Source organism: Rufibacter glacialis (genome assembly GCF_008271745.1).
Taxonomy (GTDB): Bacteria; Bacteroidota; Bacteroidia; order Cytophagales; family Hymenobacteraceae; genus Nibribacter; species Nibribacter glacialis.
On the sequence record NZ_VKKZ01000019.1, the window covers coordinates 238,622 to 253,958 of the forward strand.

At 53.9% G+C, this 15,337-nt stretch carries 14 protein-coding genes and 1 tRNA gene; 2 read left to right on the top strand and 13 right to left on the bottom strand.

What is annotated here, in order from left to right; translation table 11 throughout:
* Positions 1–55: 55 nt before the first annotated feature.
* The 13 genes from FOE74_RS05730 to FOE74_RS05785 all read right to left on the bottom strand — a co-directional run bounded on the left by FOE74_RS05730 (position 56) and on the right by FOE74_RS05785 (position 12,695).
* The gene (locus FOE74_RS05730; RefSeq protein ID WP_149097643.1) at positions 56–889 is read right to left on the bottom strand and encodes an energy transducer TonB; all 834 of its coding nucleotides are present in this window, start codon (positions 887–889) and stop codon (positions 56–58) included.
* A 95-nt stretch (positions 890–984) separates the two neighbouring features.
* Entirely contained in the window at positions 985–1,860 is an 876-nt protein-coding gene (locus FOE74_RS05735) for a hypothetical protein (RefSeq protein WP_149097644.1), read from the bottom strand.
* A gap of 93 nt (positions 1,861–1,953) precedes the next feature.
* On the bottom strand, positions 1,954–2,928 hold the full coding sequence (locus FOE74_RS05740) for an NAD(P)H-quinone oxidoreductase (RefSeq protein ID WP_149097645.1): 975 nt from the start codon (positions 2,926–2,928) through the stop codon (positions 1,954–1,956).
* A gap of 209 nt (positions 2,929–3,137) precedes the next feature.
* On the bottom strand, positions 3,138–4,301 hold the full coding sequence (locus FOE74_RS05745; RefSeq protein ID WP_225840687.1) for a lactonase family protein: 1,164 nt from the start codon (positions 4,299–4,301) through the stop codon (positions 3,138–3,140).
* A gap of 170 nt (positions 4,302–4,471) precedes the next feature.
* The gene (locus FOE74_RS05750; protein ID WP_149097646.1) at positions 4,472–5,692 is read right to left on the bottom strand and encodes an MFS transporter; all 1,221 of its coding nucleotides are present in this window, start codon (positions 5,690–5,692) and stop codon (positions 4,472–4,474) included.
* A 112-nt stretch (positions 5,693–5,804) separates the two neighbouring features.
* On the bottom strand, positions 5,805–5,927 hold the full coding sequence (locus tag FOE74_RS21550) for a hypothetical protein (RefSeq protein ID WP_262713742.1): 123 nt from the start codon (positions 5,925–5,927) through the stop codon (positions 5,805–5,807).
* Between the two features lie 224 nt (positions 5,928–6,151).
* Positions 6,152–6,712, bottom strand: a complete 561-nt coding sequence (pth, locus tag FOE74_RS05755) for an aminoacyl-tRNA hydrolase (protein ID WP_149097647.1) — start codon at positions 6,710–6,712, stop codon at positions 6,152–6,154.
* 917 nt (positions 6,713–7,629) lie between these two features.
* Positions 7,630–8,757, bottom strand: coding sequence for a trans-sulfuration enzyme family protein (locus tag FOE74_RS05760; RefSeq protein WP_149097648.1), 1,128 nt, complete (start codon positions 8,755–8,757; stop codon positions 7,630–7,632).
* Between the two features lie 73 nt (positions 8,758–8,830).
* The gene (locus FOE74_RS05765; RefSeq protein WP_149097649.1) at positions 8,831–9,424 is read right to left on the bottom strand and encodes a glycosyl-4,4'-diaponeurosporenoate acyltransferase CrtO family protein; all 594 of its coding nucleotides are present in this window, start codon (positions 9,422–9,424) and stop codon (positions 8,831–8,833) included.
* A 200-nt stretch (positions 9,425–9,624) separates the two neighbouring features.
* Positions 9,625–9,873 carry an ATP synthase F1 subunit epsilon gene (gene atpC / locus FOE74_RS05770; protein WP_149097650.1) on the bottom strand — a complete coding sequence of 83 codons (249 nt, stop codon included), beginning with the start codon at positions 9,871–9,873 and terminating at the stop codon, positions 9,625–9,627.
* A gap of 92 nt (positions 9,874–9,965) precedes the next feature.
* Positions 9,966–11,471 (bottom strand): F0F1 ATP synthase subunit beta, encoded by a 1,506-nt coding sequence (gene atpD, locus FOE74_RS05775; protein ID WP_149097651.1) that lies wholly within the window; start codon positions 11,469–11,471, stop codon positions 9,966–9,968.
* A 571-nt stretch (positions 11,472–12,042) separates the two neighbouring features.
* Complete coding sequence (locus FOE74_RS05780) at positions 12,043–12,282, bottom strand: RNA-binding protein (protein ID WP_149097652.1); 240 nt, start codon at positions 12,280–12,282, stop codon at positions 12,043–12,045.
* A gap of 5 nt (positions 12,283–12,287) precedes the next feature.
* The gene (locus FOE74_RS05785; protein WP_149097653.1) at positions 12,288–12,695 is read right to left on the bottom strand and encodes a hypothetical protein; all 408 of its coding nucleotides are present in this window, start codon (positions 12,693–12,695) and stop codon (positions 12,288–12,290) included.
* A gap of 247 nt (positions 12,696–12,942) precedes the next feature.
* Between FOE74_RS05785 and purL the strand changes: the two genes are divergently transcribed.
* Positions 12,943–15,162 carry a phosphoribosylformylglycinamidine synthase subunit PurL gene (gene purL, locus FOE74_RS05790; RefSeq protein ID WP_149097654.1) on the top strand — a complete coding sequence of 740 codons (2,220 nt, stop codon included), beginning with the start codon at positions 12,943–12,945 and terminating at the stop codon, positions 15,160–15,162.
* A gap of 95 nt (positions 15,163–15,257) precedes the next feature.
* Positions 15,258–15,330 (top strand) — tRNA-Gln (locus tag FOE74_RS05795).
* The last annotated feature ends 7 nt before the right edge of the window (positions 15,331–15,337 follow it).

The window sequence follows — 15,337 nt, forward strand, 5'->3', positions numbered from 1 at the left end:
TAAAAAGCCTCGCTGGTTCTTCCAGGGAGGCTTTTTACTTGAAGGATCAGTCTGATTACTCTAATCTGAACACGATGGGAAGCGTATACCTGGTTTTAACAGGCCTTCCTTTCAGAAGGGCTGGTTTCCAGGTAGGATAGGCTTTCAGTTTTTCAATGGCTTTCTTGTCAAACCCAAAATCTTCCTGGTTCAGCGCCACGAAGTCTTTCAGGCGGCCTTGCTCATCCACGGTAAACTGGATATACACCGTCGCTTCCCGGTCGTGGTATATCGCGTCTTCGGGGTATTGGATGGTCTGGGCCAGTTTAGATGTAAAGGCCGTGAGCCCGGCCTTGGGAGCGGCCGTTTTATCATAGCTCAGATACAGGGTGTCCTTTGGCCCGGTGCGGTAAATGAAAGCAGAAACCAAAAGGGAATCCTGGTAGACGTAATGTGCTTCCTCAGTTTTGTCTTTGGTAGTGACCTTATCATGCCCGGAGCCTTTTACCAGCAAAGGCACATTTTCTTTGGTCCAGACCTGCCCGAAGGTGAGCTTGGTCCCCTTGGCGTACTTTTCATGCGCGGGTTTACCGTCATCAAAGAAAACAGTGGTGGAGGCTTTTAGAGTAGAAAAGAACGGTCTGAGAGTATGTTCCAGGGGATTCTTGATATACCACAGGTAAGCATCCACCTCATCTGCCACCAAGGTGCCTTCTACAGTGCTTTTCTGTTTCAGCTTTTTATCTGCGTAATCCTCTACGCGTACTTTGTTCTCCTCTAAGAAGTAGTGCCTTTCAAAGCGGGTCTCTTCGTTCTGTCTGGATTGAAAGCTCTTGGAAAAGTATCTAAAATCCTGTGCATAGGCAGACACAGAAAGCAGGGAAAGAAAAAGGCAAACGGCAAAACGCATAGGAGGTACAGCCACTCATTGAAAGAAGCGTAAATATAATAAATAAGGGAAAGGAGAAGACGGAAGTAGCAGTGCCCCGTTTCTGCTCTGATGCTCTATTTTTCAATGAAGACCTGGGCCTTCAGCGGAAACAGACGGTCTACCACGTGGAGTAAGCGGGCGCGGGTGCGCTTGTTGCGGCTCACCAGGGCCAGTGACGTGAAATCAAAAAGTTGCAGGCGGACCACCTCCTGGGCCACGGTACAGCCTTCCAGCCGGGCAGCCAGGAAGAACTGCGCAATGCGCTCATTCCACTCCTCCTTGTTGCCCCAGTAATGCGCGAGCCAGGGTTTGGCCTCCTGCAAGCCGTAGGTTTCCTGCAGGGCCACCGAGAGGGCAAACTGCTCAATAAGCCGCGGCGTGACCTGTTGGGCGCACATCTGGTCACAGATGCGCAGGGCCAGGGCAATGGCAGCCAGGTTCTGCTGGGCCGGTACCGCCACCACGCCCGCGTTCCACATCTGGTGCCGGGAGTTGATCTGGAAAGCCCCGAAGTCCATGCCCTGCACCTGCTGCCACATCTTTTTCTCCGTCTTGCTTTTCAAGGCCGAGAGTTGGCCTTCCATCTGGTGCATGAACGCCGTACCGCTTTGTAGTTGCGCCCACCACGCCTGCGGCGGCTGGAACAGGAAAACGTCAGAGTCTACATATACTACCGGCTGATCAGGCGCCTGGCTCATGAGGTGCTCTATGGCCTTGATCTTGATGCGCCAGAAGAACCGGTGCGGGCCTTGCCATTGCGTGAGTTGTTCCTGCGTCACCGGAAGAAGTTGTACCTCCTGGGCCAGGTGCTGGTAGTACTGCGGATGATCTGTGCATACGTACACCGTGTGCTGCCCCGGCTGCAGGTAAGGCAGAAAAGACAGGATCGCGAAGTTCGCCTGGCTATAGGTGTTCAGGTGGGGGCCTACGGTGAGGAGCAACAGATTCATGCAGTATTCAGGAATAGAGAGGAAAAGTGACCGGTGCACGTCAAAGCTTTAGACGGGAAGACGCCGGTTCTGGTTATCTGCCTGAGTAGGCGCTCATGGCTGCACCAGCAACACCATCTTGCCAATGTGGGTGCTGCTTTCCATGAGCGCATGGGCCTGGGCCGCCTGCTCTAGGCTAAACGTCTGGTAGATAACGGGCTTGAACTTTCCGGCTTCCAGCAGAGGCCACACGTGTTGCTCCACGGCGGCGGTAAGGGCGGCTTTGAAATCAGCATCGCGGGGGCGCAGGGTGCTGCCCGTGATGGAAAGGCGTTTCTGCATGACCTGCCGCTCATCAAAGGCTCCGTTGGCTCCCTGCATGGCGTTGATGAAGACCAACCGACCATCTGGTTTCAGCAGGTTCAGGTTCTTTGCAATATAGGTGCCGCCTACCATGTCCAGCACCACGTCTACGCCTTCGGCGGTGAGTTCCTCCTCAAAATCCTGGGTTTTGTAGTTGAGGCAGCGGTCAGCGCCCAGGTCTTCACAGGCCTGGCACTTCTCGGGGCTGCCCGCCGTGGCGAAGACCTGGGCGTCCCAGGCTTTGGCCAACTGAATGGCCGTAATCCCGATGCCGCTGCTTCCGCCGTGTACCAGAAAGTTCTCCTGGGGCTGCAGTTGCCCCCGCTGGAAGACGTTGTGCCACACGGTGAACAAGGTTTCCGGGAGTGAGGCCGCCTCGGCAAAACTACAGCCGTTAGGCAGGGGCAGGCAGTGCCGGGCATCCACTACGGCATATTCGGCGTAGCCGCCGCCGGGCAACAGGGCACAGACGGCATCACCGGGTTGCCAGCGGTCTACCTGGCTGCCGCAGGCCTCCACCGTGCCCGCGATCTCTAACCCGGGAATGTCAACGGGTGCGCCGGCGGGGGGCGGGTATTGGCCTTTGCGCTGGGCCACGTCTGGTCTGTTGATGCCCGCGGCGTGTACCCGCACCAGTACCTGATGTGGGGCGGGGGAAGGGGTAGGCCGTTCCTGCACCTGGAGTACCTCTGGGGCGCCGGGGGCCGTGATCACCACTGCTTTCATAGGTCTTTAGTTTTGGTGGAAGAGGGGGAACTGGGGGTTCCAAGCTATACTTTCCCGGTGCCAGGAGGTTGCCGCTTCCGGGAAGAAAGGACGGGTTCACCCAAGGGAGCCGGCTGGGGAAGAAACGGGTTAGTTTCCTTCCGCCAGGCCGTTTAGCGGCTCTCTTTTGGGAAACAGCCGCTAAACAGCCTGGCGGAAAGGCGGAGCGGTTACTTGGTTTCCGGGAAATCCGGTACTACCTGCAGGCACACCGGCGCGGCTACCTCCGTGGATTGACCCGTATAGGTCAGTTGGCCGGTCCGGGTGTCTACCTTGTAGGTGGTGATGTTGTTGGAGCGTTGGTTGGCCACCAGCATAGTCTTGCCAGACGGACTCAGGGCGAAGTTGCGGGGCCAGTTGCCTTGCGTGGACACGTGCTCCACCAGGGTCAGTTGGTTTGTATTAGAGTCAATCTGGAAAACGGCGATGCTGTTGTGCCCGCGGTTGGAACCGTACAGGAACCGTCCGTCCTGGGAGACGTGCACATCGGCGCAGAAGCTCTCTCCGGTATATCCTGCCGGAAGGGTTGATACGGTGGCTACCTCGGTCAGCGCCCCCGTCTCCGGGTTATAGGTGAAGGCGGTGAGGGTGGAGTTAAGCTCATTGATCACGTAGGCAAAACGCAGGTTGGGGTGGAACGTGAGGTGGCGCGGGCCGGCCCCAGGAGCGGTAGTAAAGGCTGGTTGCGCCTGCCGTTCCAGTTTGCCCGCCGGGTCTAGTCTATAACTGATGATCTGGTCAATTCCCAGGTCCACGGCCAGGGCGAATCTGTTTTTGGGGTCAGGCAGGATGCAGTGGGCGTGGGCGGCGTTCTGCTGGGGCTTGGGGCCTTTGCCTACGTGTTGCTCCATGTCAGTTGGGGCGCTCAGGTGGCCGTTGGGCTGTATCTGGAACGCGGCCACATTGCCCCCCACATAGTTGGCCACCAGGGCTACCTTGTTTTGGTGGTCCAGGCTGATGTAACAGGGAGCACCGCCCAAAGAGGGCTGCCGGTTCAGGAAGGTGAGGTGACCCGTTTTCTGGTCAACGGCGAAGGCACTCACGGCGCCGCTTTTCTGGCCCTCGTACGCGGCGGTTTCACTTACCGCATACAGGTTTTTCCGGTCCTGGCTCAAGGTGAGGAAAGACGGGTTCTCCCCGGCTTTCACCCCGAAGACCTTGGTCAGGGTGCCGGTTTCCTCGTTCAGGCGGTAGGCCAAAATACCTTCGGCGTCTGGTTTGGCATAAGTTCCTACGTAGACCATGTATTCTTTCTTGGATATAACCTGTTTAACGGAGGTACAGGCAGCCAAGGTTATGCCCAGCAGCGCCAGGAACGCGGTTTGGAGTTTCATAGATTGGATTATGCGGTGGATTTTGTGAAAGATGCCCAAAAGATACGGAAACAGCCATAGGATTGACGCCTGTTTCCAGAAAAACGGAACAGAAACAGGAGGCAATTTTTCACAGGGCCTTCCCCGGGAGAAGGAATATAGTGCTTATATGAAGGCAAGCCTGATAATGCCTAGCTCTTCTGCAACCGTTTCACCACCACGTAGAACCCCAGGGCCGCCACCACGCATAGGATACTGGCGCCCCACCACAGGGTGTCAAACCCATAAGAGGCAATGGTGCTGGTGCCTACATACGGCCCTATGATGTGCGCTCCCGAGTAAGATAAGCTATACAAGCCCATGTAAGAGCCGCGGTTGTGCGGGCCCGAGCGCTGTACGGTAAGGGTGCTCATAAAGGGCATGGCCAGCATCTCAGAAAGGCTCATGAGCAGCACTGACAGTACCAGCACCGGGAACCCTTGGGCCACGTTGAGGAGGACAAACGCCATGGCCAGCAACAGCAGGCCCAACACAATCATTTTCCAGACCGCATGTCTTTCCCCAAGCAGGTAGACAATGATCATCTCCAGCAGAAACACCATAAGTCCGTTGAAAGCCAGCAGGCCGCCAATCTGCAGTTCAGACAATTGGTATACCTGCCGGAAGTATAGGGGCATGGTTGAGAAGAACTGGAAAAAAGCCACCGCGTAGCAGCAGCACAGCACGGTAAACACCAGAAACAGCCCGTCCTGGTAAGGGGAGCGCCTGACAGGCTCTGTAGAGGGTAGTTCTGCCTGGGCCGGGGGCGTAGGTGTAGGGGCATGCCCCTGGCGGTGCCGGAAATAAAAAAAGAAAAGCACCCCGGCGGTGAGGCAGGTGATACCATCAGCCATGAAGAGCCATTGGTAGGAGACCGTGGCCAGCAAACCACCCAGGGCCGGGCCAATGGAGAAACCCAGGTTGATGGCCATGCGGTTAAGGGAGAAAGCCCGGGTCACATTCTCCGGCCGGGCGTAGGAACTCACCGAGGAGGCATTGGCCGGACGAAGACACTCGGTCAGCAGGCTGAGCAGGAAAATACCCCCCGCGAAAAACTCAAACCGTTCCAGCGTGAGCATCACAAAGAACCAGCTGCCGCCCAGCACCAGGCTCAGGAACTGCACCTTGAAATGCCCCACCTTATCGGTCAGCCAACCACCCAGGAAGGTGCCGCACATGGAGCCCACGCCAAACAGGCTTAAAAGCAAGCCCACCTGTTGCAGAGTGAAACCTAATGCCTCCGTGAGGTACACGCTCAGGAACGGCACCACCATAGCCCCGCTGCGGTTAATGAACATCACGGCGGCCAGAAGCCAGGCTTCTCTGGAGAGGCCGCCAAAGGCATTGCGGTACAAGGACAAGATACGGGTCATGGAGCGGGGTTGGCGGCACAAAAGTAGGCAAATGCCTGAATTCTCTCCCTTTTCTTCCTATCGCAAACCCGAAAAACGAAACCGCCCAGGAAGAGATGAGAAGGCACCCCCATTAGCTCATTAAGGCACCGCGGTAGTTGAAATCATTGAAGGATAAAAGCAGGAGAAACAGCTGTCGGCCCAGAAAAGCTGCTTTGGCAGCAGGGGTAGAGGCGGTGCTTGCTAAAGTTGCCAAGCAAGCAGCCCAGGTTATAAAGGGTAATAACGAATAAAGCCCCAGCGTAAGAACTATCCCAGAGGGGCCAACCTGCAAATGCGGTAATCCAGTTGTCGGGCTAGGTCCGCAAGAAGAGGTCTCTGATTTCTGCTTAGAAGATGCCAGGAAAACCTGTTGTGCGGGTTTAGGGGCTGTTTTATCCAAACCGCCCCTAAACCCGCACAACAGGCTCAATAGGATTCTTATTTGTTGAAGAAGTTCATGGTGCGCTCCAAGCCAATGGTGCCAAAGGAAAGGCTCATCTCCGCGGCTTTCTCAATGTGGGTAGACAGGTCTATTTTTTCGTCCTCAGAGAAGGGGCTGAGCACGTAATCTACCTGGCGGCCTTTGGAGAACTGCGAATCTACCCCAAACCGAAGTCTCGGATATTCATTGTTACCCAGGGTTTCCTCAATGTGCTTGAGGCCGTTGTGCCCGCCGGCGCTGCCTTTGGCCCGCATGCGGAGTTTGCCGTAGGGCAGGGCCAGGTCATCGGTGATCACCAGCATCTGCTCCGCCGGAATCTTGAGCACGCTCAGCCAATGGGCCACCGCTTTTCCGCTCAGATTCATGTACGTGGTGGGTTTCACCAACGTGAAGTGCTTGCCCTTGGTCTTGAATTCGGTCACAAACGAGTGGCGGCCGGTGTCAAAGGAAACATCATGTTTTTTGGCCAGGTGGTCCAGCACCATGAACCCGATGTTATGGCGCGTGTCAGCGTATTCCGGACCAATGTTGCCCAGGCCCACGAGTAAGTATTTCATATCAGGAGGAGTGTCATCTGTTGCCGCAGAAGTCTCTTTTCTGCCCAACCAGTTGACGAAACGTGTAAACATGCCGCAAAGGTAAGGTCTTCTGGGTTTTGAGGCTAATTTTTAGAAACCGGGCTGAAAGAACTTTACCGCTCGTTAGCTTACCATCAGTAATGCAAATCCGAATCCTAGGAAGCTAACAATAGTCAAAATGATCCCCATTACAATGTTAGCATACCCAACGTCCTTCTTTTCTCTATCTCTGTTTAAGGTTGAGTGTTTGTATCCTTTGTAGCTAAAAATAAGTCCAGTAATGGTCGCTAGGTGCAAAGAGAACAATGCCAAAGCCAATAAAAACATCCTAGTGAGGCAAAAGTATAAGCATCTACGATGTAGAGCAGAAATATTGCAAAAGGGATGGAGTAGCTATATATGGCTACTCTGTAGCTTTTGGTGATGCTTTCTCTGCTTGTGCTAGGTTCTGGGATAGGATGCATTGAAAGTGTTTCCTGATGTGTGAGGAGTGCTTTGGTTTCAGCACTCTTTCCGTAAAAACAACTCTAAAATGGAAAAATCGCTGCAAAGCAGCGAAACAGTTTCTACCGCCTCTACCGGCTGTTACTTCCTTAACCGCTTTCTTCTGTTTATCCAAGGCAGAAGGAAATTCCGCTAGCCCCTGGCCTAACCGCTGGCTCAAAAGACCTCGTAGTGTCCGAAGGACCTGCGAGTGTCTATGCCAATTCCTTTCACGGCCATTAATATTGCAGCTATATTTTACTCTGGAGGCCTTAATGATATTTATCTTGGTTCCTGGCAAGTCTGGAAACTCGCCTTATCCCATGTCACTTCTCTCTCGCTCCAGGAAGGGGGAGGTAGGGTGGTCTCTTTTAAGGCTGGTTTTGGCAAAACAGCCCTAAAATGCCCCTTGGTTAAATAGCTTCTAACGCTTTCCCCAAGTCAGCGATCAACTCCTCGGCTTCCTCAATGCCTACGGATAAACGGATGAGTCCCACGGTGATGCCCATTTTCTCCTGTTGCTCTTTGGTGAGGCCGCGGTGCGAGGTGCCCAGCGGATAAGAGAGGGAGGTGGTCACGCCGGCCAGGGAAGGGGCGAAGGGAATATGCGTCAATGCGTGCATGAACCGGTTCACCGCCTCGGCATCGTCGGCTATTCTGAAGGACAGCATACCCCCGCAAAGGCCGTTCCCCTGCTGTTTGGCCATGGCGTGCTGCGGGTGGTTGAATAAGCCCGGGTAGAAGACAGCCTGCACTTTGGGGTGTTGTTCCAGAAACTCGGCTACTGCCTGGGCGTTGCTGGAGTGTTCGCGCATTCTCAGTTTCAGGGTTTTCAGGCCGCGGGCGCCCAACCAACTCTCAAACGGACTAAGGTTCAAGCCCCAGGTGCGCATGATCTGGGCGGCGCGGGTGCTGTCGGCCTCGGCTTTAGAAATGACCACCCCGGCCGTCACATCACTGTGCCCTGACAGGTATTTGGTCACGCTGTGGATGACCAGATCAGCCCCTAATTCCAGCGGACGGGTGAGGATGGGCGAGGCGAAGGTATTGTCCACTACCAGTTTGAGGCCCTTGCGTTGGCACACCTGCGCCAGTTGGGCAAGGTCCATCACCGTCATCATGGGGTTGCTGATGGTCTCTGCGAGCAGCAGCTTCGTATTTTCCCGCACATGGCCTTCCAAGGAGAAGATATCGGCCGTAGGCACGTAGGTTACCTCTATTCCCAGGCGGGTGAGTTCATTGGACAGCAGGGAAGACGAACCGCCATAGATTTCCTCAGCGCACAGCACGTGGTCGCCGGCCTGCGCGTACACCAGCACCGCCGTCAGAATCGCCGACATGCCAGAAGAGGTCACCACCGCCCCGGCGCCCCGCTCCAGTTTGTTTATCTCCTGCGCCAGTTCCTCACTGTTGGGGTTGCCGTAGCGGGTGTACATGTAGTGCTGGCCAGGCTCCTGAAAATAGGCTTCCAAGGCATTTAGGTCTTCAAAGGTAAAGACCGAGGTTTGGTAGATGGGCGTTACTTTGGGCGAGATAGACACAGGATGGAAATTAAGAATTAGAAATTAAGAATGTCAAGGGACAAGACACTTTCCTGAGACTAAGTTAGCAAACCTACGTGGTTGCTATACTCTTAGTAGACTGTGTTTTTCTGTCAGGTTCTAGATAATTGTGCTTCTGCAAAATCTTGAGGTATCTGGGGCGGTTGAAGCGTTGCAAAAAGACTGGGTACACATTTAGAAGGATGTTTGTCAGCCAGAGCCATAGGGTGCCAGTATTATGCATCGTCACTAAGAATGTGACCAAAAGCACAATCAGGAAAATGAAAAGATGGCCTGTTTCTGAGATTCTGGTATTGTATTCAAGTTGCCGTAGCGAGGTCGCATTTATTTTAAGACCATGCTCTTTCCGCATCAACTTTTCCCAGCCTATCCACACCAACATCTTACGGAAGGCATGAATGCCGGCATATTGGTAGAGTTTGCCTTCTTTCTCAAACGGCTTGGGTAGAAAATAACCGGCTTGCAAGTTCGGACTCATCTGATTCACCAGAAACGTGAACCACGCCATCAGCATAAAATTCAGGACCCACGCAAAGGCAAAGCTTCCGTACCCCAGGAACCTACCCACCCCATAGCAGACAAGAGCTGTGCTGCCAGTAGCCAAAAGGCTCGATAGGCCTATCTTCAGAAAAGGGTTTTTCTGCATGCTTTATATAAGGCAATCACCAAATTTGAGAAGACAATGTAAGTGATTTATGCAGAAGTAGGTGCCCCATTCTTTACAATTTCAGGGAGGCAATAAACAAATTTCCGTTTTAAGCATCGTTTCACAATAAGCGATTGGAAACGAAAAAGCCCGCCTTCTGGGTAGAAGAACGGGCTTTCAAATGGAAAACAGGAAAGGATTTAGGCGGTTACGGCTTCGGCCAGGACAATGATCTTGTTGTCCAGAACCTCTACAACTCCCCCGTCAATCTGGAACACCACTGGAGCACCGGTAGCGGGCGTGATTCTTACTGGTCCGTTGGCCAGGGCACTGATGAGGGCGGCGTGGTTATTCAACACTTCAAACCCACCGTTGATGCCTGGGAACTTCACCGACGTCACGTCGCCTTCAAAGACTCTTTTATCTGGGGTGATGATTTCTAAATACATTTCTTAGGAGTTCTGAGTCTTGAGTCTTGAGTTCTGAGTCTAAATCTTTCCAGACTCAGGACTCAGAACTCAAGACTCAGAACTAATGAATATTACTTTGCTTCGGCCATCATTTTCTGACCCTTGGCAACGGCATCCTCAATGGTACCTACCAAGTTGAAGGCAGCCTCAGGCAGGTTGTCGTGCAGGCCGTCCATGATCTCGTTGAAACCACGGATGGTGTCTTTGATGTCAACCAACACGCCTTTCAAGCCAGTGAACTGCTCGGCCACGTGGAAGGGCTGAGACAAGAAACGCTGTACCCGACGCGCTCTGTGTACGACTAATTTATCTTCCTCAGATAATTCGTCCATACCCAAGATGGCGATGATGTCTTGCAATTCTTTGTAACGCTGTAAGATCTCTTTCACACGCTGGGCAGTGTTGTAGTGCTCAGCACCTACCACGTCAGCGGTCAAGATACGGGATGTAGAATCCAGAGGGTCTACCGCAGGGTAGATACCAAGCTCAGAGATTTTACGGGAAAGTACAGTGGTAGCATCCAAGTGAGCGAAGGTGGTTGCTGGAGCAGGGTCAGTCAAGTCATCCGCAGGTACGTAAACGGCCTGTACAGACGTGATAGAACCACGCTTAGTAGACGTGATACGCTCTTGCATGGCACCCATCTCCGTGGCCAGCGTTGGCTGGTACCCTACCGCAGAAGGCATACGACCTAGAAGGGCCGATACCTCAGAACCTGCCTGGGTGAAACGGAAGATGTTGTCAATGAAGAAAAGAATGTCACGACCGGCACCGGTTCCGTCACCGTCACGGAAAGATTCCGCAATGGTCAGACCAGAAAGGGCCACACGGGCACGGGCCCCAGGAGGCTCGTTCATCTGACCGAACACGAAGGTAGCTTTAGACTCTTTCAGGGCTTCCTGGTCTACTTTGGATAGATCCCATCCGCCGTGCTCCATAGATTCCATGAACTCGTCACCGTAACGTACGATACCAGATTCAATCATCTCACGCAGCAAGTCATTTCCCTCACGGGTACGCTCACCCACCCCGGCAAACACAGAAAGACCACCGTGGCCTTTGGCGATGTTGTTGATGAGTTCCTGGATCAATACGGTTTTACCTACCCCGGCACCCCCGAACAAACCGATTTTACCCCCTTTGGAGTAAGGCTCAATTAGGTCAATTACCTTGATCCCGGTGTAAAGTACTTCAGAAGAAGTAGAAAGGTCCTCAAAACGAGGAGCATTGCGGTGAATAGGCAGGTCTACCAAGCTGGCAGGCTGCGGAATACCGTCAATGGCATCGCCAATCACGTTGAACAGACGGCCTAGCACGTTGTCGCCGGTAGGCATTGAGATAGGAGCCGCAAGGTCAGTCACTTCCATGCCGCGGGTAAGGCCCTCGGTCGCATCCATTGCAATGGTACGTACCCGATCCTCGCCTAAGTGCTGTTGGGTCTCCAGTACCACGCGGGCACCGTTCTCCTTCACCACTACCAGGGCATCCATGATTTTGGGCAACTTAGAATTCTCACCCGAGAAGCTTACGTCCACCACGGGACCGATCACCTGGGTAATTCTGCCAATATTCGCCATTAGGTTGGTTTATAATTATTTAGATAGATACTCACTTCTTTCAGGCTGCAAAAATAGGGGTTTATCTCTGCAATTCCATAGAAGTAGGTAAAAAGTTTTGTCACCGGAATTTCAGGCGTTGCCAAGGGGAAAAAGTTGCTGTTTCTGGCCTGATTTGCTGGAAACCGGCCAGAAACGCGGGTATGCTGGGCATGGCAAAGCCAGGTTGGCCTCAGAAGCTGATAGGAAGAATGCCATTGGCTTTTTGGGGAGAGCCGTTTTCAAGCCTCCTCTACTGGGCCAAGGAAAGACTTCATCTCCTGTAGGCGCAGGGCTTTTCAAGGGGAAGACGCTCTTTTCTATAGAGCTGCGGGGTAGTTTCAGGTTCAGCCATGCCTATTATGAGGCGATTGTCTTACAGTAGTTGGGTATTCCAACTCATGCTGGGGCCAACTTGAGAACTTAAACCACAGAAATGGTAGAACGAACTTATTATTACCTGCAAGAGAGGGTAGCCCTACAAGAAGGGTAACGGGAAGATATCCTGGGTTTCCCTAAACGGTTTGGCCGTTTCTGCGCCGGGTAAAAGGAGCTATGCAGCTGATGGGCAGGTACGGCGGGCTTTTTCCTGCTCCTGCTGGTTCAGGAAATGCAAGGCCCGTTCCCATTCAAATTCGCTGCGCAGGTGCACAAACACATAATTCCCGTGCTTTACCATGCGCACATCTTCCAGCACCTGCGGCAACCGGGGATCTTGGGCGGGCAAGGTGTAGGTATGGATAGGCGTGGCAGACTTGAGGTAAAAGGAGAGGGTGATGGTGGAGGCTTCCATAATTATTATAGTCCGTTCAGGGTTACTTGAAAGATGGCTTTGATCCAGTCCAACCGGAAACTGGTGCCGGAAGGGGTTCTGGCGGCAAGCGGCGGCGCGGGAGCATACGTCTCCAGCGGAAATGCCTGCGCGGGAGCCGTGGTTGGGCGTTTAGCAGCCTTTTTGCGCAAACGGCCCCTAAACCGGTGGTGCCGGCTGGCGTTGCCAATAGCCGGAAAGAGGACCCGCGCCTGCCTGAACTCCCGGGCGTCCAGGAGCCGGAGGCAATAATACTGCCCGCAGGGAATCACTTCCAGGCACTCTCTGAGGCGGGCCAGGGCAGGGTCATGGCTCCTTGCTGGCAAAGTGGCAATGGGTTGCGTTGACCTGTAATAGACAACCAGGGTGATGGTGGGTAGGGCTTCGTTTTGCATGGCAGGGTACCTGTTTTAGGGGAACCTGGGTAAGTCTACGCACTCCCTTCCAGCTTGACCAGCGCCGCCGTGAAGCTTAACCAAAACATAACCCCGGGACCACGGCGCGCTAACCTGCGGGTAACAATTTCTTCATTTAGAGCGCGTTTTCTGAAAAATGGCCCCAAAAGGAAGCTGAAAATAGGGGCGCTCCATCTAAAAGAAATCTTTATTTTTGCCCCGTCTTATCACCAAACCAATATCCGTCTTGGAAACCCAGACCCTGACTACCGTAGATACCGCCCAGAAATTGGGCCTCTTGCCCGAAGAGTTTGACCGCATCAAAGAAATCCTGGGCCGCACGCCTAATTTCACTGAGCTCAGCATTTTCTCTGTGATGTGGTCTGAGCACTGCTCTTATAAGAACTCAATCGTTTGGCTTAAAACCCTTCCCAAAGACTCTCCGCGCATGCTGGCGAAAGCCGGTGAGGAGAATGCCGGGTTGGTAGACATCGGCGGCGGGCTGGCCTGCTCTTTCAAGATAGAATCACACAACCACCCGTCTGCCCTGGAGCCTTACCAAGGCGCAGCCACCGGCGTGGGCGGCATCAACCGCGATATCTTCACCATGGGGGCCCGGCCCATCGCGCAGCTGAACTCGCTGCGGTTCGGGAACCCCAACTCAGATAAAACCAAGCGCCTGTTGCGCGGCGTAGTGAAAGGCATCGGGGACTATGGCAACGCCTTCGGGATTCCTACCGTGGGCGGCGAGCTATTCTTTGATGACTGCTACAACGTGAACCCGCTGGTGAACGCTTTCTCCGCGGGTATTGTGGAAGTGGGCAAAACCGCCAGCGCCACCTCGCATGGGGTAGGTAACCCGGTGTTCATCATTGGGGCCGCCACGGGCAAAGACGGAATCCACGGCGCGGCCTTCGCGTCTAAAGACCTCACCGAAGACTCCGTGAACGATCTTCCCTCTGTACAGGTGGGTGACCCCTTCCAGGAGAAATTGCTTTTAGAGGCTACTTTGGAGGTTCTGGCCACCAACCGCGTGATCGGGATGCAGGACATGGGTGCCGCCGGTATCACCTGCTCTACCTCAGAGATGAGTGCCAAGGGCGAACATGGCATGGAGATCTGGCTGGACAAAGTGCCTACCCGCCAGGCCAACATGCAGCCGTTTGAGATCCTGCTCTCTGAAAGCCAGGAACGTATGCTGGTGGTGATGGAGAAAGGGGCCGAGGACCTGATCCATCAGATCTGCGACAAGTGGGACATGTCCTGCGCTCAGATTGGCGAGGTAACTGATTCTAAGCGTCTGCGCTACTACGTGAAAGGCGAATTGGTAGCGGACGTGCCTGCCGATGACCTGGTATTGGGTGGCGGCGCTCCGGTGTACCACCGCGAGTACCGGGAGCCCGCTTATTTCCAGGAAGCCAAGAAGTTCTCCATTGACAGCGTACAAGAGCCCACTGATTATAAAGAAGTAGCCGAGTTTTTGGCCACGCACCCCAATATCGCCTCCAAGCGCTGGGTATACAAGCAGTATGACTCCATGATTGGGACGGCCACCTTGACCACCAATCGCCCCGCTGATGCCGGCATTGTGAAGGTGAAAGGGTCTGACAAGGCCATTGCCATCACCGTAGACTGCAACAGCCGCTACGTGAACGCTGACCCAGAGGAAGGTACCGCCATTGCCGTAGCCGAAGCGGCCCGTAACATTGTCTGCGCCGGCGGTGAGCCTGTGGCCATCACCAACTGCCTCAACTTCGGGAACCCGTACGTACCTGAGGTGTATTGGCAGTTTGTAGGCGCCATCAAAGGCATGGGCAAAGCCTGTACCGCGTTCGGTACGCCCGTGACCGGCGGTAACGTGAGTTTCTATAACCAATCCTCAGATGAAGGTCCGGTATTCCCTACGCCTACCATTGGCATGTTGGGGATTGTGGAAGACAAATCCAAGACCATGACGCTGGCCTTCCAGAACGAAGGAGATGCGATCTACCTGCTGGGTGATCCGGCCAATGACATTGCCTCCAGTGAGTACCTGTATTCGTACCACGGCGTGAAGCTGTCACCGGCCCCGGCTTTTGATATGGAAAAAGAGTTGCTGCTGCAGAAAACCGTGGCCAGCCTCATCCAGGGAGGCCAGATCCAGTCGGCCCATGACTGCGCCGATGGAGGTTTGTACATCACCTTGCTGGAGTCTGCCATGCCCAATGAACTGGGTTTCTCTATCTCCACGGATGCTGATTTCAGAAAAGACGCCTATTTATTCGGCGAGAGCCAGGGCCGCGTTGTGGTGAGCGTTTCCGCTGCCCAGCAGGAGGCTTTTGAGAAATCAGTTTCTGGTAACGGCCTGACTTTCAAAAAAATTGGTGCGGTAACCGCCCGCTACTGCGAGGTAGACGGCGAGGTGTTTCATGCCATTCAGGTCATTAAAAACAGCTATGACACCGCGCTGGAGCGGATTATGGAATAAATTTTTTGAAAATTTTTCGCGGAGTGTTTGCGCTGAATGAATTCTTTTCTACCTTTGCAACACCAAACGACAACGATAGGTTGTCAGCGGGAAATTGTCCGATGGTGTAACTGGCAACACGTCTGATTTTGGTTCAGAAGAGTCCAGGTTCGAAACCTGGTCGGACAACCTAGAA

What these genes read in the sequence shown, in the direction of transcription:
- FOE74_RS05730 (WP_149097643.1), bottom strand. Translation starts at nt 889, where the DNA reads ATGCGTTTTGCCGTTTGCCTTTTTCTTTCCCTGCTTTCTGTGTCTGCC.
- FOE74_RS05735 (WP_149097644.1), bottom strand. Translation starts at nt 1,860, where the DNA reads ATGAATCTGTTGCTCCTCACCGTAGGCCCCCACCTGAACACCTATAGC.
- FOE74_RS05740 (WP_149097645.1), bottom strand. Translation starts at nt 2,928, where the DNA reads ATGAAAGCAGTGGTGATCACGGCCCCCGGCGCCCCAGAGGTACTCCAG.
- FOE74_RS05745 (WP_225840687.1), bottom strand. Translation starts at nt 4,301, where the DNA reads ATGAAACTCCAAACCGCGTTCCTGGCGCTGCTGGGCATAACCTTGGCT.
- FOE74_RS05750 (WP_149097646.1), bottom strand. Translation starts at nt 5,692, where the DNA reads ATGACCCGTATCTTGTCCTTGTACCGCAATGCCTTTGGCGGCCTCTCC.
- pth (WP_149097647.1), bottom strand. Translation starts at nt 6,712, where the DNA reads ATGAAATACTTACTCGTGGGCCTGGGCAACATTGGTCCGGAATACGCT.
- FOE74_RS05765 (WP_149097649.1), bottom strand. Translation starts at nt 9,424, where the DNA reads ATGCAGAAAAACCCTTTTCTGAAGATAGGCCTATCGAGCCTTTTGGCT.
- atpC (WP_149097650.1), bottom strand. Translation starts at nt 9,873, where the DNA reads ATGTATTTAGAAATCATCACCCCAGATAAAAGAGTCTTTGAAGGCGAC.
- atpD (WP_149097651.1), bottom strand. Translation starts at nt 11,471, where the DNA reads ATGGCGAATATTGGCAGAATTACCCAGGTGATCGGTCCCGTGGTGGAC.
- FOE74_RS05780 (WP_149097652.1), bottom strand. Translation starts at nt 12,282, where the DNA reads ATGGAAGCCTCCACCATCACCCTCTCCTTTTACCTCAAGTCTGCCACG.
- FOE74_RS05785 (WP_149097653.1), bottom strand. Translation starts at nt 12,695, where the DNA reads ATGCAAAACGAAGCCCTACCCACCATCACCCTGGTTGTCTATTACAGG.